This window comes from Wolbachia endosymbiont of Dactylopius coccus, from assembly GCF_977011065.1.
The window spans coordinates 1,214,707-1,239,602 of the sequence record NZ_OZ347065.1 but is presented as its reverse complement, the minus strand read 5'-3'; the positions used below and the strand labels follow the sequence as shown (position 1 = coordinate 1,239,602).

Here is a 24,896-nt window from a genome sequence, read left to right as displayed (position 1 = left end):
CCGCTTTTTTAATAATATGCAAATACTTTTCACTTCTATAGGCGTAAACAGTAAACTGGATTTACTTATTCTTAATATTTATACTAATTAAGTGCCATAATTACTAGATTTTTGGATGGCATCACTTAACCTATGCAAAAAATAGAAAAATTTATAAAAAGGGACAGAGACCTATCCCTTTTTATTCTGTTTAAGCTACTTTATTATGCTGTTTTTGCTGCTTCTTTTGGTATCAGTTCAACCACTTTTGCAATTTCAGTCAAGAGCGTTGATGCATCACCATCCTTTACTTTAACCTTATCACCATCCATTGCAGGCTTATCACCATCTTTATCTTTTTCACACTTATTGAATACTTCTTTCACTGCATCAATTTGATCTGCCTTACTATTGTTCTTATATGCAAGCACAGGTACAGCTATTAAAGCTGCCACCGCAGCAACAACTATCAAACTAGCAACTAGTGGATGAGCAACTAAAAATGCAGATACTGCAGTAATAGCAGGACTAACAAGTGCCGCAGCTTTTGCTCCAGCTACACCAACATAAGCTGCATAAGTTGGACTCAAAAAATAAGCTGCTGTAAGCGAAGCTACTGCTGCAATTGCTACAAAAGTCGCGGCTGTTTTGTATGGATGGTGACATACGTATTGCCAGTTTGCACCAGCAACTCCCTTAATTGTATTCAAAAACCCTTCCTCAGACTGATCCCACCCTTTTCTATTAGCTCCCCAGAGGGAATCATTTTCTAAAACATTTACTGTCATAACTCTACTCCTTAAATAGAATGTTAAAATTTCATTAAGGGTAGTATATAGTGAAATAAATTATCTGTCAAGTAAACTAATTTTTTAATATACCCTTATTCTATAATTCAGCGCTTCAGCAATGTGTGCTCTTTTTACTTCTTCACTTTTTGCAAGATCTGCAATTGTTCTTGCAACTTTTAATACGCGTGTGTAGCCTCGGTTGGAAATGTAATTTTCTTTCAGTACGTATTTTAGCAATTCTAACCCTGCCTGATCTGGTTCAGTAAATTTATTAAATGCTTCACCGCTTACTTCTGAATTGCAACGAATATTTAATTCACTATAGCGCTCAGTTTGAACTTTTCTTGCTGCTATCACTCTTTCTCTTATGATTTTAGTACTTTCTCCCTCCACAGAGATTTCAGGAGAGAGTATGCTAACGTTTGGCATTTCAATGCATATGTCTATTCTATCAAGCAATGGTCCTGATATTTTGTTTTTGTAATCTGTGCCACACTTTGGAGCTTTGTTGCACGATCTGCTTGCATCACCTAAATAACCGCACCTGCAAGGGTTCATTGCAGCAATCAGTTGAAAATTTGCAGGGTAGGTTATGTGAGCATTTGCCCTTGCAACGGTAACTTTTCTATCTTCAAGTGGTTGGCGCAGAGAATCAAGCACAAGTCTTGGAAATTCAGGTAGCTCATCAAGGAATAACACGCCATTATGAGCCATGGTAATTTCTCCGGGTTTTGCATTCTTTCCTCCCCCTATCATTGCTGGCATAGAGCATGAATGATGAGGTTCACGAAAGGGGCGAGTTACTTTGAATATTTCATTACCAGTTTTTGTTATGCTGGAAATAATATTAACATCAATCATCTCCTGTTCGGTCAAATCAGGCAGCAATCCTATAAAGCGCTTAGCAAGCATTGATTTTCCAGTACCAGGAGGGCCAACAAGAAGCATATTATGCCCACCTGCTGCCGCAATTTCGGCTGCTCTTTTTGCAACAACTTGGCCTTTGATATCCTTCATATCGGGAACCAATCTTTTTTCTTTGGGTGCAGCGCTATAGTTAAAAGTTACCGGCTGAATTAATTGCTCACCCTTAAAGTGTCTGATAATATCAGTTAATTTCTCTATAGCCAGAATTGAAACATTCTTCACCCATACAGTTTCTACACCATTTCCTCTCGGGCAAATTACTCCTTTATTGTCCTTTTTTGCATTAATTGCTATTGGCAGCACACCTGAAACTGGAATAACTCTGCTGTCCAGTGCAAGCTCACCCATGATTATATAAGACTGAACTTTTTCAACTGGTATCACATTCATTACAACAAGTAGTCCAATAGCGATAGCCAAGTCATAATGACTGCCTTCTTTCAGCAAATCCGCAGGGGAGAGATTAACTGTAATTCTTTTTGGAGGTAGTAGTAGATTGATTGAATTTAACGCTGCTCTGATGCGCTCTTTGGATTCCGCAACAGTTTTATCCGGCAATCCAACAATATTAAAAGCTGGAATACCATTTGCCATATGAATTTGTGCATTGACATTTACTGTGCTAATTCCCTGAAGCGCAACGGTATTTATATTTGCAATCATAATATATTATATAAAATTGTTAATATAATATATTAAAGAAGTGATGAAGTAAAGGCTACAGCAATTAAAGATGGCTTAACTTAGCAAAAAAGTGCATAGTATCCTATCACTTTGCTGATTACAAAATGTTTATAAGGATAATAACTTTTCTTTTGCTATACTCAAGCGCGGTTTTCTGTGGTGATTGTAATTTTAATTTACCATACTGTGGGCTTAGTTGTAATCTGGATCTATCATATAGAAATTTAAGTAATATAAAAAAATTGTTGAATAACGACGATAAGTTTGTTGCGCTTACGTTTGATGATGGGCCTTCCAACAATAGAGTAAACGATATTATTAATGTTCTGGAAAGCTATGAAGCAAAAGCAACGTTTTTTGTGCTTGGTGAACGTATAAATAAAAAAACATATGAGATAGTAAAGAAAATCCATGAAGCAGGTCATGAGTTAGGCAATCACTCTTGGTCGCATAGGAAGTTGACATCACTTTCAAGTGAGGAACAATTGCAAGAACTAGAAAAGACAAATACAGCAATTAAAAATGCAACAAAACAAGATGTAAAATGGTTTCGTCCGCCATATGGATGTTATGACGATAATCTGATTGAAAATACTGATCAATTAAATATGTATTCAATATTATGGACAGTTGATTCGCTAGATTGGCAAGGTGATAAACCAGAAGCTTTAGTTGAAAGAGTTTTAAGTAATGTACATAATGGGGCAGTTATACTGCTTCATGATCACAATAACAGATCAAACACAATTGAAGCTTTACCTCATATTATTAAAATACTAAAAAAATCGGGTTACAAGTTTGTTACCTTAAGTGAGTGGGAGGAAAGGGTTTGTAATACGGTAAAAGCCAGAAGTATAACAATAAAAGAGGGGAAAAAGTGCGTTTTGAAGGAATGTTATGTGGACAAAAAATAAAGTCTTTAACCGCAGAGCATTCATATTAGGTGGTATTCAGCTTACCATTTCCGCGGTTTTTAGTTGCAGGTTATATAATTTACAAATACGAAACAGACAAAAATACGAAACGCTGTCTAATAACAATAGGGTACGAATCACCGCTATTATGCCTCAGCGGGGCAAAATTTTAGATAGGAATAGCATTGAACTTGCGATGAACAAAATTTCGTATGTTGTTTTGTTTGATGGTTCTGGTAAGGAAGTTGATTTGCAGACATTATCAGAAGTCGAGTCTAAAATAGCAAAATCGTCAGAAAAAATAACTGCTCTTTATAAACGTTATTACCCGTTTGGTTCAATGTGTTCTCATGTAATCGGATATACAAAAAGACAGCAAGGCATAAACGAAGTAGGAATCAGCGGTATTGAATATACATATGATCATATATTGAAAGGCAAGTCAGGAAAATCTGAGCAGGAAATAAATTCTAAAAAACGCGTCATAAAAGAATTATCAAGCATACCACAACAAGATGGACAAGATGTACAGCTAACAATTGATATTAATCTGCAAGAGAAAATCGCAGAGGTATTTAAAGATCACCAGGGCTCCGCAGTGGTAATTGATGTAAATAATGGAGAAATTTTAGCATTATATAATTTACCTTCTTACGATAATAATCTTTTTGCTAGCAGACTATCAAATGAGACTTGGGAGAGCTTGAATGCTCCTTCATTACCACTTGTGAATCGTGCATTGTCGTATCAAATTCCACCTGGTTCAATATTTAAAGTAGTAGTTGCGCTTGCGGGTTTAAAAGACGGGATAATAACACCAGAAGAGAAATTCTCGTGTAAGGGCTATATGAAAATAGGTGAGCGGAAATTTCGTTGCCTGAAAAGCAAAGTCCATGGGTATGTATCTTTAAATGAGGCAATGGCATTATCATGCAACACTTACTTTTATAACATAGGAAAAAAAATAAGTGTAGACTCTCTGGTGGAAATGGCCAGAAAATTTGGTATTGGCGGTGGGTCGCTGATTGGAACGTTTAAGGAAGAAGCTCCGGGATTGTTGCCCGATAGAGATTGGCGCGCACGAAAGCTATATTCGCAGTGGTATTTAGGTGACACTATCAACTTAGTTATAGGACAAGGGTATATACTTACAACACCACTGCAGCTTGCAGTTCTTGCAGCGAGGATTGCAACAGGAAAAGAGGTAATTCCCCGCATTAAGATGAATGAAACAATACAAGATTTTCCCGATATTGATGTGGATTGTGAGCATCTTAGCATAGTTCGAAAAGCTATGTTTGATGTGGTGAATTCTAAAACTGGAACCTATAAGAAAGGGCTAAGCGGCATACAAATTGCCGGCAAAACCGGTACACCAGAGATAAACTCTAAGGGTGAAAGTCATAAGTTGTTTATCGCTTATGGGCCTTACCATAACCCGCGCTACGCAATCTCTGTGTTTATAGAGCACGGCAAAGCCCCGCGCCAAGATGTTGCTATAGCTAATGAGATATTTCAATACATGCTTGAAACTATGAGTATTAGACTTCTTGCATAACCATATAACATTGGGAATAGAAACGAAAAAACTTGCTTGACACCCTTCGCCAGCCCCCTTATCATGAAACTGAAGGTATTCAGTTATCTTCATCTGTGCAGATTAAACAGCAAGAAAACAACGTAGTTGGCGTCTTATTTTTAATTTTTTGCACTATGTGCACCTTATGTCTTCACAACATTTCTGGGTTTTTACCTATATAAGCTGAAACGCGCTTATAAGTTGTTTAAGACAGTATAGTACGCCAATTTGCAGGATTAGAGAGTGACAACTAGCTAACACGGGGTTTCTTTTGTCTTTTTTTTTGTTTAGTAAATTTCTTAATGTTTATAATTTAGGTTAGTTGCGGCTTAAAAGCAACTGAATCGCGGTTATTAAACGTTTAAAACATAAAAAAACTCCAATACTGAAAATAGACAATGACCAGGGCTTCTTTTGCCTTTTTTTTCATTTGGTAAATTTCTTAATGTTTGTAGCTAACATGAACAAACATTTGAGAGTAACTTCTGCTAGTAGGGTGTCATCCGAGTAGCTGACACTGGGATCCAGCTTTCTTTATAAATTCACCAAAAGTGCTTCATTCTATAACGCAAAACCCATACTCACCAAACCCAATGCATTACTTGCAACTAAGTTTCCTGGATCCAAGTAGTCTGGGCACTGGGATGACATTATAGGAGCACTGGGAGACACCCTGACAATCGTCATCCCGCTGCTTGTTAGCGGGATCTAGAGATACCGCGGCAGTATGACGGTTAAGTAGGGTATCATCCGAGTAGCTGACACTGGGATCCAGGAAACTTAACTTTACACCAGGCAATAAGAACTGGATTCCAGACTGGAATGACATCACAGGGGCACTGACCTCTCTTGGGCTCTTTTAGCTACAAATATTTAAGAAATTTACCAAACGAAAAAAAGGCAAAAGAAGCCCTGGTCATTGTCTATTTTCAGTATTTGGCGTTTTTTAAGTCTTAAACGCTGCAATTTAGCGACTTTTAAACTGCAACAGACCCTTCGCTAAATGCTAAGAAATTTACTAAGCAGAAAAAAAGACAAAAGAAACCCCGTGTTAGCTAGTTGTCACTCTCTAATCCTGCAAATTGGCGTACTATACTGTCTTAAACAACTTATAAGCGCGTTTCAGCTTATATAGGTAAAAACCCAGAAATGTTGTGAAGACATAAGGTGCACATAGTGCAAAAAATTAAAAATAAGACGCCAACTACGTTGTTTTCTTGCTGTTTAATCTGCACAGATGAAGATAACTGAATACCTTCAGTTTCATGATAAGGGGGCTGGCGGAGTTTGTCAAGTGGTTTTTTTGTTTCATCCAACGCGCTGCCAAAAGTTTGTTATGCAAGGTATCCTAGCCATTTCTCACAGATTCACTCAAACTTAATCAAGTAGGAGTATTATTAACGCGAAAAGGGTTCAATTAGAGACTTAAGTGATATGGCGCGTGAGGAAGATATAAACCAATTAGTAGAAAATGGATTTGATATTAACTCAAAAGATGCAAGTGGAAACACTCTCTTGCATAAGTTCACAAAAGAAGGTGATTTAGTTGGAGTAAAATCATTGCTAGAGCACGAAGCTGATTTTAATGTCGTAGACAACGAAAATAGAAACCCACTGCATTACGCCATTATGCATGGACACAAGAAAATTGCTAAACTTTTTGTTAATCAACTGACAATCAATTCCAAGGATAAAAACGAGTTTACTCCACTGCACCTTGCTGCACTACAAGATGACACTGAATTAATAGATTTTTTGATAACAAAAGGTGCAAAAATTAATGAAAAAGACGCTAAAGAGGGCTATACTCCTCTTCATATAGCTTCACTATACGGTTCTAAAAAAAGCGTCCAAATTTTAATTGATAGCGGAGCAAATCTCGAATGTGAAGATAACAATTTTCGCACTCCTTTGTTTTTAACTATCTATCAATGCACTGCACATTATGACAGCAGAGCAGAAATTATAGAATATCTGATAAAGAAAGGTGCAAATATAGAAGCCAAAGATGCAGAAAATAACACTACGCTTTTCCTAGCAGCGTATAACAACAAAATGCAAATAGTTAAACTTATTGCAAAAAGACAGCAAGCAAGTAACGATGAAATTAAACTTAAAGAGTTTTTTTGCACAAAAAACAACCATGGTTTTGATGCATTAGATTGCGCTATTGAGCATAATAATAGAAAAATGGTAACATTTCTTGTATCAAAAGGAATAGATGCAAATGATCAAGATTTTAATGGCAACGCCAGGCTGCATAAAGCTAGCCATAATGGTAACACTAAAACAGTTAAGCTCTTATTGAAGCTTAAGGTAAACATTAATGCTGTTACTAAATGTAACAGAACTCCCTTGCTGCTGGCAGTTAAAAAAGGCCATACAAAAATTGTGAAAATGTTATTGGAAGTTAGAGCCAATATGAACATTTGTGAGCAACAAGGTTTTGCACCTCTACATCTTGCTGTTCAAAAGGATTATTTTGATATAGCTCAGCTGTTAACAGAAAAAGGTGCAGACCTTAACATTAAGTGTAATAATGGTCATACCGCAATAGATATGTTCATTAGCAAGGCTCATAGCAAAAAAAACATCGACGAAAATTACAAAAAATTTTGTAGATTTTTGATGCTTTACCTAAAAGAGCTACATAGTAAACACAAAGCCTGTTGTATACTTTCAACCCTAGCTCTAAGCTTAACAATTATAGGCTTACCATTTATTTTTAAGCCTATTATTAAATATAGAGAAAGAAGTAAAATATATAAAAAAACTAAGGCTATGCTGGAAAACTTACTCTACATTTAAGTACAAGAGGGGCGTACAAAAAAACATATAGCCAGTGCAGGTCAAGCTAATATATGACAATTATCTGTTGAATGAAAATGAGATTAAATACATTTTTAATATTTTTATAGAAACCTATTAGTATAGATCTATATGCTGTTCTAATGGCTATTTTTAAATGCTTAATACTCCTCTTCATTATTTCTTGCACACACCTGCCTACTAAGCAACATCTCACTAATATAGGCAACGAAGATCATAATGATATAGGTGAGCACGATTATTCGTTGCAGCAATACAACACCTCTTTGGAGATTAATGAACCGGCAATACCAGAAATTATGCCTTTACCAATAGAGTTTCCCGATCTCACAATCAGTAATCAGCTTATTTCTATTAATGTTAGTGAAGAAGTATCAGTAAAAGATTTGCTGATTGAGATAGGAAAACTTTCTGACGTTAACTTGGATATAGACCCAAAAATATCAGGTAATATTATTTTAAAGCTAAAAGATAAGAATATAAATGAAGTAATTCAGAGTATAGCAAATAGCGCCAAATTGCGTTACTCAACAAGCAATGGTGTAATTAGAATTGAGCAGGACTTGCCATACGCGCAAAATTATTACGCAGACTTCATTAATATTCAACATTCTGCTCAAAGCAGTTTCGCCATTAGTAACAATATTACTAACAGCGATGCTGATAGGGACTATAACAATGTTATGAAGTCTCAATACAGTAGTGACTTATGGAATTCATTAGAAAAAGGCTTGAATGCAATAATGGATGTTAACGGGGTGGATGATGGCGAATTCCTTTCATCCAACAGAGAAGCTGGTGTTATTATTTTGAATGCTAGAAAAGATATCCACAAAGCTGTTGAAGAATATATTAATAAGGTTAAGAAGTTAGCGTCTTCTCAAGTAATGATAGAGGCAAAAATAGTTGAAGTTGTGCTAGATGACAAATACCTTTCTGGTATGAACTTAAATGACTTACAAGATGGAACTAAGTCTATAATAAATCAAGATAACTCCATTATTAACCTAGCAATGAACTTTGGTGCGAATGATCTAGGAGATTTAGTAAAAAATTTAGACAAATTTGGCGCTTCAACTGTAATTTCAAGCCCTAGAGTACATGCTATAAATAATCAGCAAGCGATGATTTCATTTACCAAAAACCATATTTATTTTACCTCCGATATACAAAAAGATACTAGAAACTCTAATCAGACCTTAATTACCAAGATGAATAGCGTCCCAATAGGTGTTGTGCTAATAATCCACCCAAGCATTAACATTGATACTAGTGAAATATTCATGGATATACATCCAACTTTATCAAGAATTAACGGCTACATTAAAGATCCAGATATAGAGTACATCGAACAGCAGAGTAAAATGAAATTAAATAGCGACATTCCAATTGTTGAAATCAGAGAAATGAACTCTATGTTAAAAATTAAGAGCGGTGAAATTATGGTAATCGGCGGGCTTATAGAACATAGAGAAGATAAGCAAAGCTTATTGCATCAGAAATCAAAAAGGCTAGCGAATAATATTAGAACAGTAGAAACTGTCATTTTTTTAAAAGCAACAATCGTACCAACATTTGGTTTGTTAGATAGAAAAGATAAGAATTTATATATATATTAAATTATCACTAAAAATTAAATATCAAACCAACTTCAATATTGTGAGTAGATATGTCATCTGCAACAGGTATCGGAACGCTAAAGTAACGATAGCCGAGAAAGGTTTTGATTTCTGGGATTATTGAATAATCAACACCAAGTTTTATTTGATAAGCAAACCAAGGAACATTCAGTGGCATTGAATTTTGGGGTGACCCATTAATCCTTTTTAATCTAAAAACTGTTGGCCCTATACCAAGACCGATGTACGGAGCAAATTGTGTATCCTGAACGCTGGGATTATAATAGAAGTTTAACAAAAACGCAAATATACTCGCTGATTTATCAAATACCGGAGGAGAATTACTATTTTCAATATTGGCTACAGAATACATGGTTTCAAAATCAACTCGGCCATTTTCTCCAGCATAGTAACCTAAAGATATGCTGCTAAGCCACTGGAAATCAATTTTACCATCAAATTGCTGTATACTTTTAATTTCATTTGCCACTATATTTTTTATTATAAAACCATAATGACTTTCAACTAAAGTTAGGACTCTTTTTCCTATTTCTTGTATACCCTTTACAAATGTTTCTGAATTATCATGGTATACCTTACCACCGTTAGCACTAACATAAAAATCAAGTTTTTTTGATTTTTCTTTTGTAGGCTCAGCTTGATCTGCAATACGTGACCACATATTTTTCTGATCATCTGCTTGGAAAACAGAAGGTGGACTACTTTCAAGTTCTTGATATTTTATTGGTATCTCTTTTGCAGTAACCTCCTCAGAACGTATCATACTTTTATTATTGTCTGTTTCTAATTTTAAGGGTTGTGCTTCAATAATTTGCTCAATGTGTGTATTATTACTAATATAAGTAATAAAAAAATAGACACATGGAATGAAAATTAAAAATAAAGCAACAGATATTTTAGTTATCACAAATGAACCCATAATTATCATTTATAGTATAACTACTATATCATATATTTCTTTAATGTACAAAAAATTAAGGTAAGATGCTTCCGATTAGATAATTATTTTCCACTCCTTTAACATTAACTTTCACAATACTCTTGGCTTGAGCTTTTGATTCAAGCTTTACTAATGCAAAATTTTCTGCTCTACCGACATTATTTTGCTCAACCAGAACACTTTGTTTAGTGTTGATCAAGGATTGACAAAAACTGCTCATCATTTCTTTATTTACTTCTCTTAAGTTTTTTACTCGTTCTTTACGCACATTCTCTAGCACTTGTGGCATCCGTGCAGCAGGTGTATTTTTCCGCTCTGAATATGGAAAAGCATGTAGGTAAACTATATTTGTTTTTTTCAGTAAATCAACTGTATCCTGAAACATTTCATCAGTTTCTGTTGGAAATCCAGCAATAATATCAGCGCCAAATGCTATATTAGGCCTCAAGCTCTTCATTTTATGACAAAATTCTATCACTTGTTCTCTGTTGTGACGACGCTTCATTCTCTTTAGTATTAAATTATTACCAGATTGTAGACTCAAATGTAAATGAGGCATAAGTCTTGACTCATTAGCTATTAAATCCATTAATTCGTCGTCAACTTCAGCAACATCGATAGAGGAAAGTCTTAGCCTCTTCAACTCTGGTATATCCTTTAAAACTCTCCTAATCATTGAACCAAGTGATGGCTTACCCAACAAATCTGTACCAAAGTCAGTAATATCAACCCCTGTAAACACTACTTCTTGATATCCATTTTCTACAAAGATCCTGATTTGCTCTATAATACTGTTTATTGGCACAGATCGATTATTCCCTCTTGCCTCAGTAATTGAACAAAATGTGCAGCTATGATTACAACCATTTTGAATTTCAATAAATGCCCTTGACTTATCTTCAAATCCATTAATTAGAACAGGTTCTACTTGGTTATCACTGACCAAGATTTTATCGTCATTTAGTAAGTAATTTTCAGCTTTTAGCTTATCTTGATTACCGAGCACTTTACTCACACCAGGAATATCACTATATGATTCAGGATCCAACTGAACAGCACAACCAACTACGATAATTTCTTTACTTGGGTCGTTTTTATAGATCTTACGTATTTTTTGCTTTACTTGGCGTTCTGCTTCGTTTGTCACTGCACAGCTATGCACCACAACAACATTTTTTCTTTCTGCTTTTTTTAATGCTTCTTTGATTAACTCACTCTCGTAAAAATTTAGACGACAACCAAATGTTATCACTTCATTCATGCTAGTATTTTTTAGACCTTACAATTTAAATTATATCACACATCCAAGCAAAGTCTCTTGCATGACCATTGTTTTGGTAGATAAATGCTATGCAAGCAGCAGACACTGGGATGGCTTTGTTGCATAGCAACGTAAGTTTTTTCCAGAGTAAATAATTTTATGCGACTATTTCAAATTTAGGCATACCAATTACGTTGCAAATATCATTTTATAAACCCGACTGTTTGTCTCAAACCTATTCTGAACAGATGGGTTATTATATGTATCAAAATTACCACTTTGTTGCTGTAAATATTGTTGCCACCCTGCATTTTGACCCAATTTCATACCAATTTTCTATGGCTTCGTTGATATCATGAAAAATATTTCCTCTTTTTTCTAGAAATTTGTTATATTCTCTATGGTTACTGACTCTCATTTTTTGTGGCATATTTATCCTTAAATCGTCACTTTATAATGAATTTAGTCAGTAATCACTAGTTTTTCTGTTGCTATGCAACAAAGCCACCCCAGTGTCATGCTACTTGAATGACAAGAAAAAACCCACTGGGATAACAAGACTGAGATAGACTAGAAATTAAACGCTACTCCAGCTTCTGCACCAACAGTGCTGTAAAAGACTGTATGTCCTCCTTTGTCTTTCTCACCACCGTCTTTATCGAAATTAGCACCATAAGAACCAAAATAACGAGCTCCAGCATAAAGTTTGACTTCCGGAGTTACATCATAACTAACACCAGCTTTTACTTGACCAGCAAAACCAAATTTACTGTTTTGACCATTCACAGCAGTTTTCAAAGGAGTGCTGATATACGCTGCACCAACACCACCACCAATGTATGGAATGATAGGCATATCTTCAATTGCTATATCGTAATAAACGTTAACTAATCCTGAAAATGCTGTTACACTGTCTGCAATAGTATTTGCTGGGTCAAATGTTACATCTTTAACATCATTTTTGTTTAGGTATGAATAAACTCCTTCAACATCAACCCTGATGTCGTCCATTTTGTAACCAAATGCACCACCACCAGCTATAAAGGATGGTTTTAATGGACTGTAATCACTCTTGTCTTTCTTATAGGTAATACCATCAACTTTTGTGAAAAGAGGTAAAAATTCACCGTTGTATTGCAAACGAACGTAGTAGCTAGTTTCTTCATCACTTATTGGACCAACAGGATCTGAAAAAGCAGAGTTTGATAAACTTAGCAACGTTGCTAAAGCGGCTGCTGAAAAAAACTTTTTATAATGCATAATTGTCCTCGTAAAAAAAATTAAAATTCCACTTTAGCAGTCTAAGTAACAACTAAAGTTAAGTCAAGTGCTAACTTAATAACACAAAATACTCTACATTTTAACTAATTTTTAGGAGAAGACAAAGATTTTATTAATAGACTTCTTGCATAACCATATGACGAACTTTTATTGGGAATAGAAACGAAAAAATTACTTGACACCCTTCGCCAACCCCCTTATCATGAAACTGAAGCTATTTATTTATCTTCGCAATCTCTGCAGTGGATTAATGACAAAAAACTTAATGTATTTGGCGTAAATCATGCTTAATTTTTGCACTATGTGCACCTCATGTCTTTATAAAACTTCTAGGTTTCTACCTATATAAGCTGAAACGCGCTTATAAAGCGTTTAAGACAGTAAAAGACGTGACAAGGGAGAATTTGAATACTAGCCACCCTGGGGTTTCTTTGCCTTTTTTTCTGCTCAGTAAATTTCTTAACGTTTATAATTTAGGTTAGTTGCATTTAAAAGCGGCTAAATTGCAGCGTTTAGAATAAAAAACGCCAATATTTTGAAGTACATATAAATAACTAGTCACCAACGGGGCTTCTTTTGCCTTTTTTTTTATTTGGTAAATTTCTTAATGTTTGTAGCTAACATGAACAAACATTTGAGAGTAACTTCTGCTAGTAGGGTGTCATCCGAGTAGCTGACACTGGGATCCAGCTTTCTTTATAAATTCACCAAAAGTGCTTCATTCTATAACGCAAAACCCATACTCACCAAACCCAATGCATTACTTGCAACTAAGTTTCCTGGATCCAAGTAGTCAGGGCACTGGGATGACAAAAAAGGGGCTACTCGGATGACACCATTCTTTTTTCTGGATCCAAGTAGTCTGGGCACTGGGATGACATCATAGGGGCGCTGGCCTGACAATCGTAATTCCGCTATGTGTTAGAGCTTGTCCGCAAACAAGAAAAGGGATAGTATATGAGTTTTAGAATGGGGTTAGAAATGAGAAAAAAGTATCCAACAGATCTAAGTGAAAGAGAGTGGTAGCTAATAGAGAAACACTTTAGAGTATCATACAAGAAAGGAGGAAGGCCGCTGAAACATAGCAAAAGAGAGGTATTATCTGCAATTTTTTATGTACTACGCACAGGATGTCAATGGCGCTATTTACCGCACGCCATGGAAGACAGTATATGAACAATTTAGGAGATGGAAGAAGCAGGGAATTTTTGAGAAAGTGAATTATGATATCACTAAATATAGCAGGTCAAAAAAGGGAAGGAATGAGGAGCCAAGTGCGTGTATAGTAATCGGTAAAAACGACAGAAAAAGGGGGGTTAAAGGTTATGATGGGAGTAAAAAAGTAAAAGGTAGAAAGAGGCATATAGTCACCGATACTCAAGCTTGGTTGCTATGTCGGAGCTGCGAATGAAAATGACAGAGATGGTGTGAAAATAGCGCTGGATAATATGAGGAAAAAACACACTAATGTTAGGAAGATGTGGGCTGATATGGGATACCAAGGAAAAGATTTAAAGGATCACATAAAGAGAGAATATGACATAGAAATTGAAATTGTCAAAAGGCCTCCGTGCAGATTTTGGGTGCATAAAGATACACCACCAGAGCTATTACCAAAAGTGGAGCCAGGATTTAAAGTGCAGCCGAGAAGGTGGGTTGTAGAAAGGACTTTTGCTTGGATAAATAGGAATAGGAGGCTATCGAAAGAATATGATTTGCTGACAACATCTACTGAAAATTTTATATATCTGGCTATGAATAGATTGATGTTAAAGAGGGAATATGCCTAAATTTAGTAGTTTGCGGACAAGCTCTTAGGAGCACTCGGATGACACCTTCATAAAGGAACCAGTGTCAGCTACTTGGATGACAGGAGAATGACACCCTCCTGGTAGGCCCAAATTGCAATGTTCGTACAGTTGTGGACGTCGAGCCTATCCTAGTGTTGCATATCAAGCTCATACTCAGTATGTAAATCTTTGACCAAAGCTACAACGTATTCTTTTTGAACAATTATACTGATTTTGATTTCGGATGTTGTGATGGAAAGTATTTCTATCTTTTTTTCGCTTAAAACCTTGAGTGTGCGGTGCATCACTTCAGTGTTAGACATAACACCAATACCAATTATTGAAATTTTAGCTACATTATCGTTTATAGCATAATTTTCATTCTTATTCAGTAACTTTTCCATTAAATCAATATCAAATTTGGAGATAACAAAACTTGACCCATGTATCATATCAATTTTAACGTTTGCCCCTACTATATCTCTTAAAGTACGCAAGTTATTTGCAAGGTTAGTGAAAGTTACAAGAGCTTCATTAGTGCTATAAGCTATTCCAGTAATTAAGTATCTCTCTAGTACATCCCTTTTGTGTAGTACTGTGGTGCCTTCTACTTCTTTAAAAGTGGATAGCACTTGCACTTTAATGTTATGCTTCATTGCAAGTTGTACTGAACGATTATGCAGTATTTTAGCACCAGATGACGACATTTCCAACATTTCATCGTAAGAGATAAATTTGAGCTTGCGTGCCTTTGGAACAATTCTCGGGTCTGCTGTATATATTCCATCAATATCAGTAAAAATTTCGCAAGTTCTAACACCAAAGGCTACCGTGAAGGCAACTGCTGATATATCAGAGCCTCCTCTTCCAAAAGTAGTGATTCTATCATCATTTATACCCTGAAAACCAGCGATGATCGCAGCAGTATAACCCTCAGCAAAAGATCTTTTCACACGGTCAATCTTTATTGTTTTTATTTTAGACTCAGAATAAAAATCATCAGTTACAATTGGTAACTGCCAGGCAAGCCACGATTTAGCATTAACTCCGATCGATTGGAGAGTGATAGCTAATAGACCGCAAGAGATTTGCTCTCCTGCTGAAAGCATAACGTCATATTCTGATAACTCTTGTCTGCAACTTAAATTTGAGATTTGCCTAGCCTGAAAAGCCATTTGGTCAGTAAATCCTGCAACAGCAGATACAACAACGATTACATTACAACCTTTCTCAATATCGTTTTTTATCAAATTTGCAACTCGGTTTAAATCAGTTAGCGAAGTCCCACCAAATTTTTTTATGATTATTTTGTCCATAGTTACAATATAACTCTCTTCTGAAGAAAAATATAGTTTTTGTAGAGATAGAGGTTGTCCGGCTTCTGTTCTAACTTCCGCGATATCAATATGCTATAGGATATTGTTTGAATTTCTTTCTTGGTTTAACTTCACCATCGACATCTGGTAGTCTGCTAATGCTGTAGCAACGATGTAGACTAGAAGTGTGGGATTGAGGTTTGCAAAGCGTAGATCTAATGACAATAGAGTATGCTTACGAAATGCAACACTCCTCTTCTAAAGTTAAAACAGTTGATCTTGGATGCTTTGGACCCATACCAGCATCTTTGGTAAATGAGCGTTTTCTCCACTTAATAATAGTTTTTGGTTTAAGGTTTGGAAAGCTTTGCTATGCTCTCTTTATTATTTTGTATTGCTCTACGCTGTTGTTCTGGCGCGCCCATGTAACCATAATTCCTCCCTTGATGATATTTTTTTCTCACATTTTATCATACCATCACACTCTGGAACTGTACATCTAATACAATTATAGAACAAGTTTAAAAGTTCTGGTAAAGTAGTTTTATTTACAAAGAATATGCTACTTGAAATTGAAAAGCGCAGCATAACAAATGCATTGTGGAAGTTGCAAGAAGCAGATCAAAGGCAAATCTTAACTCTTACACAGAGATTTGAGTTACCAGAAATATTAGCAAGAATATTGGTTACTCGTGGTGTTAACATAGAAAATGCAAGCGACTTCTTATATCCACTAATCAGATCGCTATTACCAGATCCCTTTCACCTTCTTGATATGGATAAAGCTGTTTCTCGTATAATACGGGCAATAAAAAATAATGAAAACCTTGCAATATTTGGTGACTATGATGTTGATGGTGCAACGTCGTCAGCATTGATTAACAGGTACCTGAGAGCAATCGATATACACTCTATAATCTACATTCCAGATCGTGTTGATGAGGGCTATGGATTAAACACAGATGCTTTATTACAACTTAAAAAGAATGGAATTGATTTATGTATTTCCGTTGATTGTGGTACGCTTGCATATCAACCAATAGAAGATGCAAAGGCTTTTGGTCTTGATATTATAGTTGTTGACCATCACCTTGGTACGGAAAAATTACCAAGCGCCGTAGCAGTTGTGAATCCAAACCGCCTTGATGAGAGCTCTCCTTATAATAACCTAGCAGCAGTTGGAGTGTCATTTCTGCTAATTGTTGCTCTTAATAAAAGCCTACGTGAGCAAGGATTTTTTACCAACAAAAAAGAACCAGATTTATTTGATCTGTTGGATTTGGTTGCCCTGGGAACTGTCTGTGATGTTATGCAGATCACAGGCCTCAATAGAGCACTTGTCTCACAAGGATTAAAAGTTATGTCAACAAGAAAAAACGTTGGCTTGCGTGTTTTATTTGATGCTTTGGGAATCCTTGAAAAACCAAGTGTTTCTCGATTAGGGTTTAGTATTGGGCCATGCATAAATGCTGGAGGAAGAATTGGAGAAGCATCGCTTGGTGCAAGGTTGCTTTCCACCGATGATGATGAAGAGGCGCATTCAATCGCGCTAAAATTAATAGATTTGAATAATGCAAGAAAAGTGTTAGAGAATGAGGCTCTCTTGGAAGCTACAGCACAAGCGGAAAAGTCTGCCCAATCAGGTGCGAATTTTATAATGATAAGTGGCAATTGGCACCAGGGAATAATTGGTATAATTGCATCAAGGCTAAAGGAGCAGTTTCACTTGCCAACAGTAGTGATATCTTTAAATAATGGAATAGGAAAAGCAAGCTGTAGATCAATTTTGGGAGTTGATATCGGTGCTGCAGTCCTTTCCGCAAAGTTTATAAATTTGATTATTGAAGGTGGTGGCCATAGTATGGCGGCAGGATTTTCAATTAAAGAAGACAAAATAAATGATTTGCATGATTTTTTTACTGAAAGATTTTCAAACTCTATAAATGAGAAAACTTTAAAAGCTGATAGTATAGTAACTGCTAAAGCAATAAATTTGTCTTTATGGAATCAATTGCAACGCTTGGGACCATTTGGAGTTGGAAATCCTGAACCAAGGTTTATTATCCAAGGAGCAAAGATAAGAAAGCCTGAAGTTATAGGAGTTGACCATATAAAATGTTTTATTGCTGATGATAATATTATGGTAAGAGCTATTGCATTTCGTTCTGCAAATACTCATCTTGGCTCTGCTATCATGCAGGGTAATGTTAAAGCTATTTTGGGTAAAATCTCTATGAATTACTGGAATGGCAATGAATTTGTACAATTTTTAATAGAAGATGTATTGACCATTAGTTGAGTTACTATTTTACAATAATTAGCTATCAATCTCACCAAAAACTATATCGAGTGAGCCAATAATTGCTGCAACGTCGGCAAGCATGTGTCCTTTTGCCATAAAATCCAAAGCTTGTAAATGTGCAAAGCCAGGTGCTCTTATTCGGCATCTATAAGGTCTATTGGTACCATCTGAAACTATATACACTCCAAACTCACCTTTTGGTGCCTCAACAGCTGTGTAAGCTTCACCTTTTGGTACGTGATATCCTTCTGAGTAAAGTTTAAAATGGTGAATCAGAGCTTCCATAGATTTTTTCATCTCTGCTCTTGGCGGTGGAGAAATTTTTCTATCTTCAGTTTTTATTGGGCCTCCAGGCATTTTCTCTATACACTGCTTCACCAAGCTAACAGACTGCCTAATCTCTGCCATTCTAACTAGATAACGGTCATAACAATCGCCATTTTGGCCAATAGGTATATCAAAATCTAGCTGATCATATATTTCATATGGCTGGCTTTTTCGCAAATCCCAAGCAAGCCCAGCAGCACGCAACATTGGGCCACTAAAGCCCCAATCAAGTGCCTGTTTAATTGATATTTCACTGATTCCTACAGTGCGTTGCTTCCATATCCTATTTTCTGTTAAAAGTTCATCAACATCGTCTATATACTTTGGAAATTGCTCTATAAACTTTGCAATATCCTCAATCAAGCCTTCTGGAACATCTGCTGCAACTCCACCTGGTCTGATGTAAGCTGCGTGAAACCTTGCGCCTGAAGCTCTTTCGTAAAATTCCAGTATTTTTTCTCTTTCTTCAAAGAGCCATAAAAGAGGGGTCATTGCTCCAACATCAAGCGCTTGAGAAGAAACGTTCAGTAAATGATTTAGTATTCTCGTCAGTTCACAAAACAAGACACGTAAATACTTTGCCCTAATTGGGATTTCGCATTGCAACAATTCCTCTACACATAGTGAATACGCATGCTCTTGTGACATTGGTGACACATAGTCAAGGCGATCAAAATAAGGCAAAGCTTGAAGATACGTTTTATGTTCTATTAATTTTTCAGTACCACGATGCAAAAGCCCAATATGAGGATCAGCTCTTTCAACCACTTCGCCGTCCATCTCTAAAACAAGGCGCAACACTCCATGTGCAGCTGGGTGCTGAGGACCAAAATTTAACATCATTGTCTTTAGATCGGGCATGTCCAGTAGTTTAAGATATTAAAATTGTATAGGCTAAAGTGCGCTCAAAGTCAATAGACTTCTTGCATATGCTACAACTGTCATTCAGTAGAAACGAAAAAACTTCCTTGACAAACTCCACCAGCCCCCTTATCATGAAAGTGAAGCTATATTATTTAACTTCCCAATCTGTGCAGATTAAAACGACAAGAAGACTTGTATTTGGCGTACTATTGTTTAATTTTTGCACTATGTGCATACTATGTCTTTATAAAAATTTTGGGTTTTTACCCACATAAGCTGAAAAGCGCTTATAAAGCGTTCAAGACATCACCCAACGTCAAATTTTAAAATAGAGAGTGTAATAACTAGCTACCACGGGTTTTCTATGCCTTTTTTTTCTGCCTAGTAAATTTCTTAAATATTAAAGCTAAGGTTAGTTGCCGTTTAAAAGCAGCTAAATTGCAGTGTTTAAGACTTAAAGAACGCCGATACTGAAAATAGACAATGACCAGGGCTTCTTTTGCCTTTTTTTTCGTTTGGTGAATTTCTTAAGTATTTATAGTTGCAATTTAAGAGCCCATAAAAGGTGTCATTCCAGCGCGTGACGCTGGAATCCAGTTTTCCATATAATCTCATCGAAAACGTTTTCCTATGCTAGTTTGCTTGCTTACAAGCAAACTTTTCTGGATCCCAGTGTCTGGGCACTGGGATGACAAAGAAATAGGCACTGGAATGACAAGAAGAGGGTACTTGGATAAGAGGCATTGCCCTTCTGGTAGCACAATGTTCGTACAGTTATGGAATGAATCGCGGTATGACGTAGGGAAACCTTTCTTGGGTTAGCTATACAATGCTAATAAGTGGCGAATCGTTGGTAAAACTAAGTCACTTTAGCTATAGAATGACAGAAAGGGTCTGCATTAGCCAAATTTTTAGTTGAGGTAGCATAAGAGGTTAAAGGAAAAGCTTTGTGTTAATGGATTCATTTCAGGTATAATACAGATAATACCACAATACTTATAAAATGGATCATGTTGTTAGTGCGTACAATAGACTTGACACTCCTATAGTTAGGGGAGAGGGGGCATATCTTTTTGACAAAGATGGTAAAAAATATTTAGATTTTGCTGCAGGTATTTCTACAACTTCTTTAGGGCATTGTCATCCATACATTACAGACAAACTGAAAGAGCAATTGAGCTCACTATGGCACTGCTCTAACATTTTCACTATTCCCGAGCAAGAAAGGCTTGCTGACCGTTTAACAACCCTTACTTTTGCAGATAAAGTTTTTTTCTGCTCAAGTGGGCTTGAAGCAACAGAAGCTGCAATTAAGTTTATTCGTCGTTACTTTTATTTAAAAGGGCAAGCAAAACGTAATCATATTGTTACAATTGAAGGAGGGTTTCATGGCCGCAGTATTGCTGCAATTTCTGCTGGAGGCAATGAAAAATCACGCGAAGGTTTTGCTCCGCTTCTTTCTGGTTTTGATAAAGTGCCAAGAAATGACATTAAAGCTTTGGAGAAAAAAATCAGCGATGAAACAGCTGCTGTGTTTTTAGAGCCCATACAAAGCGAAGGCGGAGTATATCCACTAGACGTAGAATATCTTCAAAAAGTAAGGAAAATAACAAAAGCTCAAGGGATAATTTTGTGCTTTGATGAAGTGCAATGCGGATATGGACGCATCGGTTCTTTATTTTATTATCAAAATGTCGGCATTGAACCTGATATGCTAACCTGTGCAAAAGCCATGGGTAACGGGTTTCCTCTAGCTGCATGTTTAGTAAAAGATTACATAGCAGAAGCAATCACTCCAGGAACTCATGGATCAACCTATGGTGGCAATCCACTTGCCATGACTGTTGGTAATGCAGTGCTCGATATAATGCTGAAAGAAGGCTTTTTTGATCATGTTAAGAGAATTAGTAAATATTTAAAAGAGAAGCTGTTGCCTTTAGCTAAAGAATTTCCTGAGATGATTTCAGAAGTTCGTGGAGAAGGGTTACTAATGGGAATAGAACTAGCAACTCCTGTAGCTGATAAAATTATTAGTCGATCTCTTGATAAAGGTTTAATAATAACTAAGGTTTTAAACAACAAAGTAGTAAGGATAACCCCACCACTTATCATTGAGGATGAGCATGTGAACGCAGCGTGTAATATGCTTTATGATTTGTTTTTTAAGATTAAAGATATATAAAATTTGGCAATATAAATTCAGGCTTGCAAATACCTCTCATAACATGTAAAATTAATTTTATTTTTTATCACAATAACATCGTACTTTAATGGATTGGTTATTGGTCTTAGTATCATCAGCAATTTTTATTTTGTTAATTTTATCGTTTTTGTTTTCAGGAGCAGAAATAGGCTTAACCTCAATTAGCCGTTCTCGAGTTAATAAGCTAAAGCTAGACGGTAACAAAAGAGCCAGGATAATAGACCGCTTATTAAATAAGAAAGAATTGACAATAGGAACGGTATTGCTCGGCAATACAATTATTAATATTACTTGCTCTGCTTTATTTACAGCAATATTTATCAATCTTTTTGGAAATGAGGGCATTCTCCTATCAACAATTATAATGACATTTTGTATTTTATTATTCTGCGAAGTTCTACCAAAAACTTATGCTATTAAAAATCCTGAAAAATTTGCATCATTTTCTGCTTATTTTGTATTGTTTTTTGTAAAGATTTTTTCTCCATTGACGCTAGGTATTCAATTTATTGTTAACCTCATCCTGAAATTATGTGGGCTGCATAAAGATAAGGAAGTAATATCTGCAGCGGATGCAATGCGTAATATGATTACTCTTCACCGCAGTGAAGGAACTATGTTACAACAGGATTTAGATATGCTAAGCAGCATACTTGATTTGGCTGAGACAGAAATATCACAAATTATGACCCATAGAAGAAATTTATTTTCTCTTGATATAAATCGAAGTAAAGAAGAGTTAATAAGGGAAATTTTAACTAGCAGTCATAGTAGGATACCTTTATGGCAAAAAGAACCAGATGATATTATCGGTGTAATTCACGTGAAGGGTCTAATAAATGCCTTGCGTGAAAAGAATAATAAAGCGGAAGAAGTTGACATTACCCAAGTTATGTCAAAGCCTTGGTTCATACCAGAAAGTACGCCGCTTAGTGTACAACTTCACAATTTCCGTAAGAATAGGAAACACTTTGCACTTGTTGTTGATGAATATGGAGCATTGCAAGGAATTGTAACTCTTGAGGATATATTAGAAGAAATAGTTGGAGAAATTTCCGATGAGCATGATTTGATTACGGAGAATTTTATAAAGAAGATGTCTGACAATGTGTATTATATAGAAGGAGAATCCACGATTAGAGATATTAACAGGCAGTTACACTGGAATCTCCCTAGTAAAGAAGCTACAACTCTAGCAGGTATGATTGTGAATGAAATAGAGCGCATTCCTGACGAAGGCGAGGAGTTTTCCATGTATGGTTTTCGCTTTAAGATTTTAAAAAAAGATAAAAATATTATTATGTTGTTGAAGTGCGAGTAAAAACTGGTAATACTAGTAGCAGCAATTAATTGGTGGAGTTTCATGGAAGATACAGTAAAAATAACGGCTGAAGAGTTGAAGGGTTACATAGAGAGAATCGAAAAACTTGAACAAGAAAAGAGGGATGTGCAAGATCACATTCGTGATGTATATGTAAAAGCCGCAGATGAAGGTTGGGATATAAAAGTGATGAAACAAATTATTAGGCTGAGGAAGATGGATGATGATGACAGAGAGGAACAGGAAATATTGCTTGATACCTATAAACGTGCATTGGGAATGAGCTACGAAGAAGAGTTAAGTGAATAGCAGAATTGTAATTGGAATAAGTGGAGCATCTGGTTCTATTTACGGTGTACGTATTTTAGAGGCGTTAAGGAATATTAATAGATCTCTTGTCCAAGTAGCTGACACTGGGATCCAAGGAAAAAGAAATATAGATTCCAGCTTCACGCGCTGCAAATTTGGTTATGAAACTCATTTAGTGATAAGTCGTGCTGGAAAAATAACTCTAGCTCATGAGATTAAAGAAAAACTTGAAGATATTACATCACTTGCAGATTTTTACTATTCTGAAGAAAAAATAGGAGAAAAAATAGCAAGTGGCTCATTTAAAACCTCAGGAATGATTGTAGCACCATGCTCTATGAAGACAATGTCTGAAATTGCATCAGGTGTTACTTCCAATCTATTGACAAGGGCTGCAGATGTAACACTAAAAGAAAGAAGAAAATTAATTCTTATGGTGCGAGAGTCACCACTACATCTTGGACATTTACAAAATATGTTAAAATTAACGGAGATGGGAGCAATAATTGCTCCACCAGTGCCAGCTTTTTATATTAAACCGAAATCGTTGGATGATATTATTAATCATTCTGTTGGCAAAGTATTGGATTTATTTGATATCAAATTACCTGACTTTAAGGAGTGGCAAGGAAGTGACAATTATTATTGATGGTAAAAAAATAGCAAACGACCTATGTGAGAGGCTATCACAAAAAATTGATATTTTAAAGAGAGAGTATAACATTTTTCCTTGCCTGAAAGTAATTCTCGTGGGCAGCAATCCAGCAAGTCAGGTTTATGTTCGCAACAAACAGAAAAAAGCAGAATCAATAGGCATAAGTTCTGAGACCATTGTTTTGCCTAATAATATTTCAGAAGATGAATTGATTGAAAAAATCAATGAGTTAAATGAAGATCGATCTGTGCATGGCATTTTAGTACAGTTGCCTTTACCAAATCATATTAGTGCAAGCAGAGTAATTAACGCAGTAAGTATTGAAAAAGATGTAGATGGCTTCCACGATGAAAACGTTGGTAGATTAGTTAAAGGTGAAAAAAACTGCCTTATACCTTGCACTCCTAAAGGTTCTTTGCATTTAATTAAATCAATTGAAGAGAACCTTTCCGGTAAAAACGCAGTGGTGATTGGTAGGTCAAATATCGTGGGCAAGCCAATGTTTCACCTATTGCTGCAGGAAAATTGCACTGCTACCATCTTGCACTCACAGAGTAAAGATTTAGCTGAATATTGCTCTAAAGCGGATATAGTAGTTGCAGCAGTCGGAAAGCCAAATTTTGTTCAAGCAGACTGGATAAAGAAAGGGGCAATAGTGATCGATGTTGGCATAAATAGTGTTAATGTAGGAGAGCTTGTAGGTGATGTTGACTTTGAGGGAATAAAAGGGAGAGCCAAAGCTATGACCCCAGTACCCGGGGGCGTTGGCCCAATGACAATTGCATTTCTAATGATAAATACTGTTATTGCTGCTTGCTTGCAGAAGGGAGTTGATGCTTCTAATTTCATTAGTTGAGGTATGAAGAGGAAAGCTATATGAAGATAGAATGTACCACATCTCACAATTAATAAAAAATTGAGATTTTTGAAATTCCTCAGTAGTCAAATTTATTAAATATTTAGGATCATCATCATTCTACCTTA

General features: G+C 35.9%; 19 protein-coding genes and 4 pseudogenes. 12 read left to right on the top strand and 11 right to left on the bottom strand.

Annotated elements, in window-relative coordinates; translation table 11 throughout:
- Window positions 1-203: 203 nt before the first annotated feature.
- Both ACWHVF_RS06630 and ACWHVF_RS06625 read right to left on the bottom strand, forming a co-directional pair.
- A complete protein-coding gene (locus ACWHVF_RS06630) occupies window positions 204-767 on the bottom strand; it encodes a hypothetical protein (protein ID WP_179945558.1) in 564 nt (187 codons plus the stop codon).
- 84 nt (window positions 768-851) lie between these two features.
- The gene (locus ACWHVF_RS06625) at window positions 852-2,360 is read right to left on the bottom strand and encodes a YifB family Mg chelatase-like AAA ATPase (protein WP_064124885.1); all 1,509 of its coding nucleotides are present in this window, start codon (window positions 2,358-2,360) and stop codon (window positions 852-854) included.
- Window positions 2,361-2,485: 125 nt separating this feature from the next.
- On the opposite strand from ACWHVF_RS06625, the gene ACWHVF_RS06620 reads away from it, so the two are divergent.
- Window positions 2,486-3,295, top strand: a complete 810-nt coding sequence (locus ACWHVF_RS06620; RefSeq protein ID WP_064124886.1) for a polysaccharide deacetylase family protein — start codon at window positions 2,486-2,488, stop codon at window positions 3,293-3,295.
- The gene (locus tag ACWHVF_RS06615; RefSeq protein WP_064124887.1) at window positions 3,279-4,853 is read left to right on the top strand and encodes a penicillin-binding transpeptidase domain-containing protein; all 1,575 of its coding nucleotides are present in this window, start codon (window positions 3,279-3,281) and stop codon (window positions 4,851-4,853) included. The genes ACWHVF_RS06620 and ACWHVF_RS06615 overlap by 17 nt, the downstream gene beginning before the upstream one ends.
- A gap of 619 nt (window positions 4,854-5,472) precedes the next feature.
- On the opposite strand, the gene ACWHVF_RS06610 is transcribed toward ACWHVF_RS06615, so the two are convergent.
- Window positions 5,473-5,706, bottom strand: a complete 234-nt coding sequence (locus tag ACWHVF_RS06610; RefSeq protein ID WP_156488172.1) for a hypothetical protein — start codon at window positions 5,704-5,706, stop codon at window positions 5,473-5,475.
- Window positions 5,707-6,308: 602 nt separating this feature from the next.
- Here ACWHVF_RS06610 and ACWHVF_RS06605 point away from each other — a divergent pair.
- Both ACWHVF_RS06605 and ACWHVF_RS06600 read left to right on the top strand, forming a co-directional pair.
- Window positions 6,309-7,682, top strand: coding sequence for an ankyrin repeat domain-containing protein (locus ACWHVF_RS06605; RefSeq protein ID WP_064124783.1), 1,374 nt, complete (start codon window positions 6,309-6,311; stop codon window positions 7,680-7,682).
- 143 nt (window positions 7,683-7,825) lie between these two features.
- Window positions 7,826-9,322 carry a type II secretion system protein GspD gene (locus tag ACWHVF_RS06600; protein WP_064124784.1) on the top strand — a complete coding sequence of 499 codons (1,497 nt, stop codon included), beginning with the start codon at window positions 7,826-7,828 and terminating at the stop codon, window positions 9,320-9,322.
- A gap of 7 nt (window positions 9,323-9,329) precedes the next feature.
- Here ACWHVF_RS06600 and ACWHVF_RS06595 read toward each other — a convergent pair whose 3' ends face one another.
- The 5 genes and pseudogenes from ACWHVF_RS06595 to ACWHVF_RS06575 all read right to left on the bottom strand — a co-directional run bounded on the left by ACWHVF_RS06595 (window position 9,330) and on the right by ACWHVF_RS06575 (window position 13,728).
- Window positions 9,330-10,250 (bottom strand): outer membrane protein, encoded by a 921-nt coding sequence (locus ACWHVF_RS06595; RefSeq protein WP_064124787.1) that lies wholly within the window; start codon window positions 10,248-10,250, stop codon window positions 9,330-9,332.
- A 67-nt stretch (window positions 10,251-10,317) separates the two neighbouring features.
- Window positions 10,318-11,544 (bottom strand): tRNA (N(6)-L-threonylcarbamoyladenosine(37)-C(2))-methylthiotransferase MtaB, encoded by a 1,227-nt coding sequence (mtaB, locus tag ACWHVF_RS06590; protein WP_064124785.1) that lies wholly within the window; start codon window positions 11,542-11,544, stop codon window positions 10,318-10,320.
- Window positions 11,545-11,750: 206 nt separating this feature from the next.
- Window positions 11,751-11,974 (bottom strand): annotated as a pseudogene (locus tag ACWHVF_RS06585) (IS5 family transposase); the annotation flags it as partial.
- A gap of 140 nt (window positions 11,975-12,114) precedes the next feature.
- Window positions 12,115-12,804, bottom strand: a complete 690-nt coding sequence (locus tag ACWHVF_RS06580) for a P44/Msp2 family outer membrane protein (RefSeq protein ID WP_064124786.1) — start codon at window positions 12,802-12,804, stop codon at window positions 12,115-12,117.
- A 744-nt stretch (window positions 12,805-13,548) separates the two neighbouring features.
- Window positions 13,549-13,728, bottom strand: a complete 180-nt coding sequence (locus ACWHVF_RS06575) for a hypothetical protein (RefSeq protein WP_447933267.1) — start codon at window positions 13,726-13,728, stop codon at window positions 13,549-13,551.
- 126 nt (window positions 13,729-13,854) lie between these two features.
- On the opposite strand from ACWHVF_RS06575, the pseudogene ACWHVF_RS06570 reads away from it, so the two are divergent.
- Window positions 13,855-14,615, top strand: a pseudogene (locus tag ACWHVF_RS06570) (IS5 family transposase).
- Window positions 14,616-14,764: 149 nt separating this feature from the next.
- Here ACWHVF_RS06570 and ACWHVF_RS06565 read toward each other — a convergent pair.
- Window positions 14,765-15,931: an aspartate kinase gene (locus ACWHVF_RS06565; protein ID WP_064125463.1), complete on the bottom strand. Its 1,167-nt coding sequence runs from the start codon at window positions 15,929-15,931 to the stop codon at window positions 14,765-14,767.
- A 6-nt stretch (window positions 15,932-15,937) separates the two neighbouring features.
- Window positions 15,938-16,356, bottom strand: a pseudogene (locus ACWHVF_RS06560) (IS481 family transposase); the annotation flags it as partial.
- Between the two features lie 134 nt (window positions 16,357-16,490).
- Here ACWHVF_RS06560 and recJ point away from each other — a divergent pair.
- A complete protein-coding gene (recJ, locus tag ACWHVF_RS06555) occupies window positions 16,491-18,230 on the top strand; it encodes a single-stranded-DNA-specific exonuclease RecJ (RefSeq protein ID WP_064125464.1) in 1,740 nt (579 codons plus the stop codon).
- Between the two features lie 18 nt (window positions 18,231-18,248).
- Here recJ and ACWHVF_RS06550 read toward each other — a convergent pair whose 3' ends face one another.
- A complete protein-coding gene (locus tag ACWHVF_RS06550) occupies window positions 18,249-19,421 on the bottom strand; it encodes an NADH-quinone oxidoreductase subunit D (RefSeq protein WP_064125465.1) in 1,173 nt (390 codons plus the stop codon).
- A gap of 645 nt (window positions 19,422-20,066) precedes the next feature.
- Between ACWHVF_RS06550 and ACWHVF_RS06545 the strand changes: the two genes are divergently transcribed.
- From ACWHVF_RS06545 to folD, 6 genes and pseudogenes are all read left to right on the top strand, one after another.
- Window positions 20,067-20,246, top strand: a complete 180-nt coding sequence (locus tag ACWHVF_RS06545) for a hypothetical protein (protein WP_447933266.1) — start codon at window positions 20,067-20,069, stop codon at window positions 20,244-20,246.
- Window positions 20,247-20,427: 181 nt separating this feature from the next.
- Window positions 20,428-21,606, top strand: a complete 1,179-nt coding sequence (locus ACWHVF_RS06540; protein ID WP_064125348.1) for an aspartate aminotransferase family protein — start codon at window positions 20,428-20,430, stop codon at window positions 21,604-21,606.
- Between the two features lie 88 nt (window positions 21,607-21,694).
- Window positions 21,695-22,977, top strand: a pseudogene (locus ACWHVF_RS06535) (HlyC/CorC family transporter).
- Between the two features lie 13 nt (window positions 22,978-22,990).
- Window positions 22,991-23,257, top strand: a complete 267-nt coding sequence (locus tag ACWHVF_RS06530; protein ID WP_064125346.1) for a DUF2312 domain-containing protein — start codon at window positions 22,991-22,993, stop codon at window positions 23,255-23,257.
- A complete protein-coding gene (locus ACWHVF_RS06525) occupies window positions 23,250-23,906 on the top strand; it encodes a UbiX family flavin prenyltransferase (protein WP_064125345.1) in 657 nt (218 codons plus the stop codon). The genes ACWHVF_RS06530 and ACWHVF_RS06525 overlap by 8 nt, the downstream gene beginning before the upstream one ends.
- The gene (gene folD / locus ACWHVF_RS06520; RefSeq protein WP_064125344.1) at window positions 23,890-24,768 is read left to right on the top strand and encodes a bifunctional methylenetetrahydrofolate dehydrogenase/methenyltetrahydrofolate cyclohydrolase FolD; all 879 of its coding nucleotides are present in this window, start codon (window positions 23,890-23,892) and stop codon (window positions 24,766-24,768) included. The genes ACWHVF_RS06525 and folD overlap by 17 nt, the downstream gene beginning before the upstream one ends.
- Window positions 24,769-24,896 lie beyond the last annotated feature (128 nt).

Excerpts from the sequence above, each read along its gene's own strand:
- ACWHVF_RS06630 (WP_179945558.1), bottom strand. The coding sequence starts at position 767 with ATGACAGTAAATGTTTTAGAAAATGATTCCCTCTGGGGAGCTAATAGA.
- ACWHVF_RS06625 (WP_064124885.1), bottom strand. The coding sequence starts at position 2,360 with ATGATTGCAAATATAAATACCGTTGCGCTTCAGGGAATTAGCACAGTA.
- ACWHVF_RS06620 (WP_064124886.1), top strand. The coding sequence starts at position 2,486 with ATGTTTATAAGGATAATAACTTTTCTTTTGCTATACTCAAGCGCGGTT.
- ACWHVF_RS06615 (WP_064124887.1), top strand. The coding sequence starts at position 3,279 with ATGTGGACAAAAAATAAAGTCTTTAACCGCAGAGCATTCATATTAGGT.
- ACWHVF_RS06605 (WP_064124783.1), top strand. The coding sequence starts at position 6,309 with ATGGCGCGTGAGGAAGATATAAACCAATTAGTAGAAAATGGATTTGAT.
- ACWHVF_RS06600 (WP_064124784.1), top strand. The coding sequence starts at position 7,826 with ATGGCTATTTTTAAATGCTTAATACTCCTCTTCATTATTTCTTGCACA.
- mtaB (WP_064124785.1), bottom strand. The coding sequence starts at position 11,544 with ATGAATGAAGTGATAACATTTGGTTGTCGTCTAAATTTTTACGAGAGT.
- ACWHVF_RS06580 (WP_064124786.1), bottom strand. The coding sequence starts at position 12,804 with ATGCATTATAAAAAGTTTTTTTCAGCAGCCGCTTTAGCAACGTTGCTA.
- ACWHVF_RS06565 (WP_064125463.1), bottom strand. The coding sequence starts at position 15,931 with ATGGACAAAATAATCATAAAAAAATTTGGTGGGACTTCGCTAACTGAT.
- recJ (WP_064125464.1), top strand. The coding sequence starts at position 16,491 with ATGCTACTTGAAATTGAAAAGCGCAGCATAACAAATGCATTGTGGAAG.
- ACWHVF_RS06550 (WP_064125465.1), bottom strand. The coding sequence starts at position 19,421 with ATGCCCGATCTAAAGACAATGATGTTAAATTTTGGTCCTCAGCACCCA.
- ACWHVF_RS06540 (WP_064125348.1), top strand. The coding sequence starts at position 20,428 with ATGGATCATGTTGTTAGTGCGTACAATAGACTTGACACTCCTATAGTT.
- ACWHVF_RS06530 (WP_064125346.1), top strand. The coding sequence starts at position 22,991 with ATGGAAGATACAGTAAAAATAACGGCTGAAGAGTTGAAGGGTTACATA.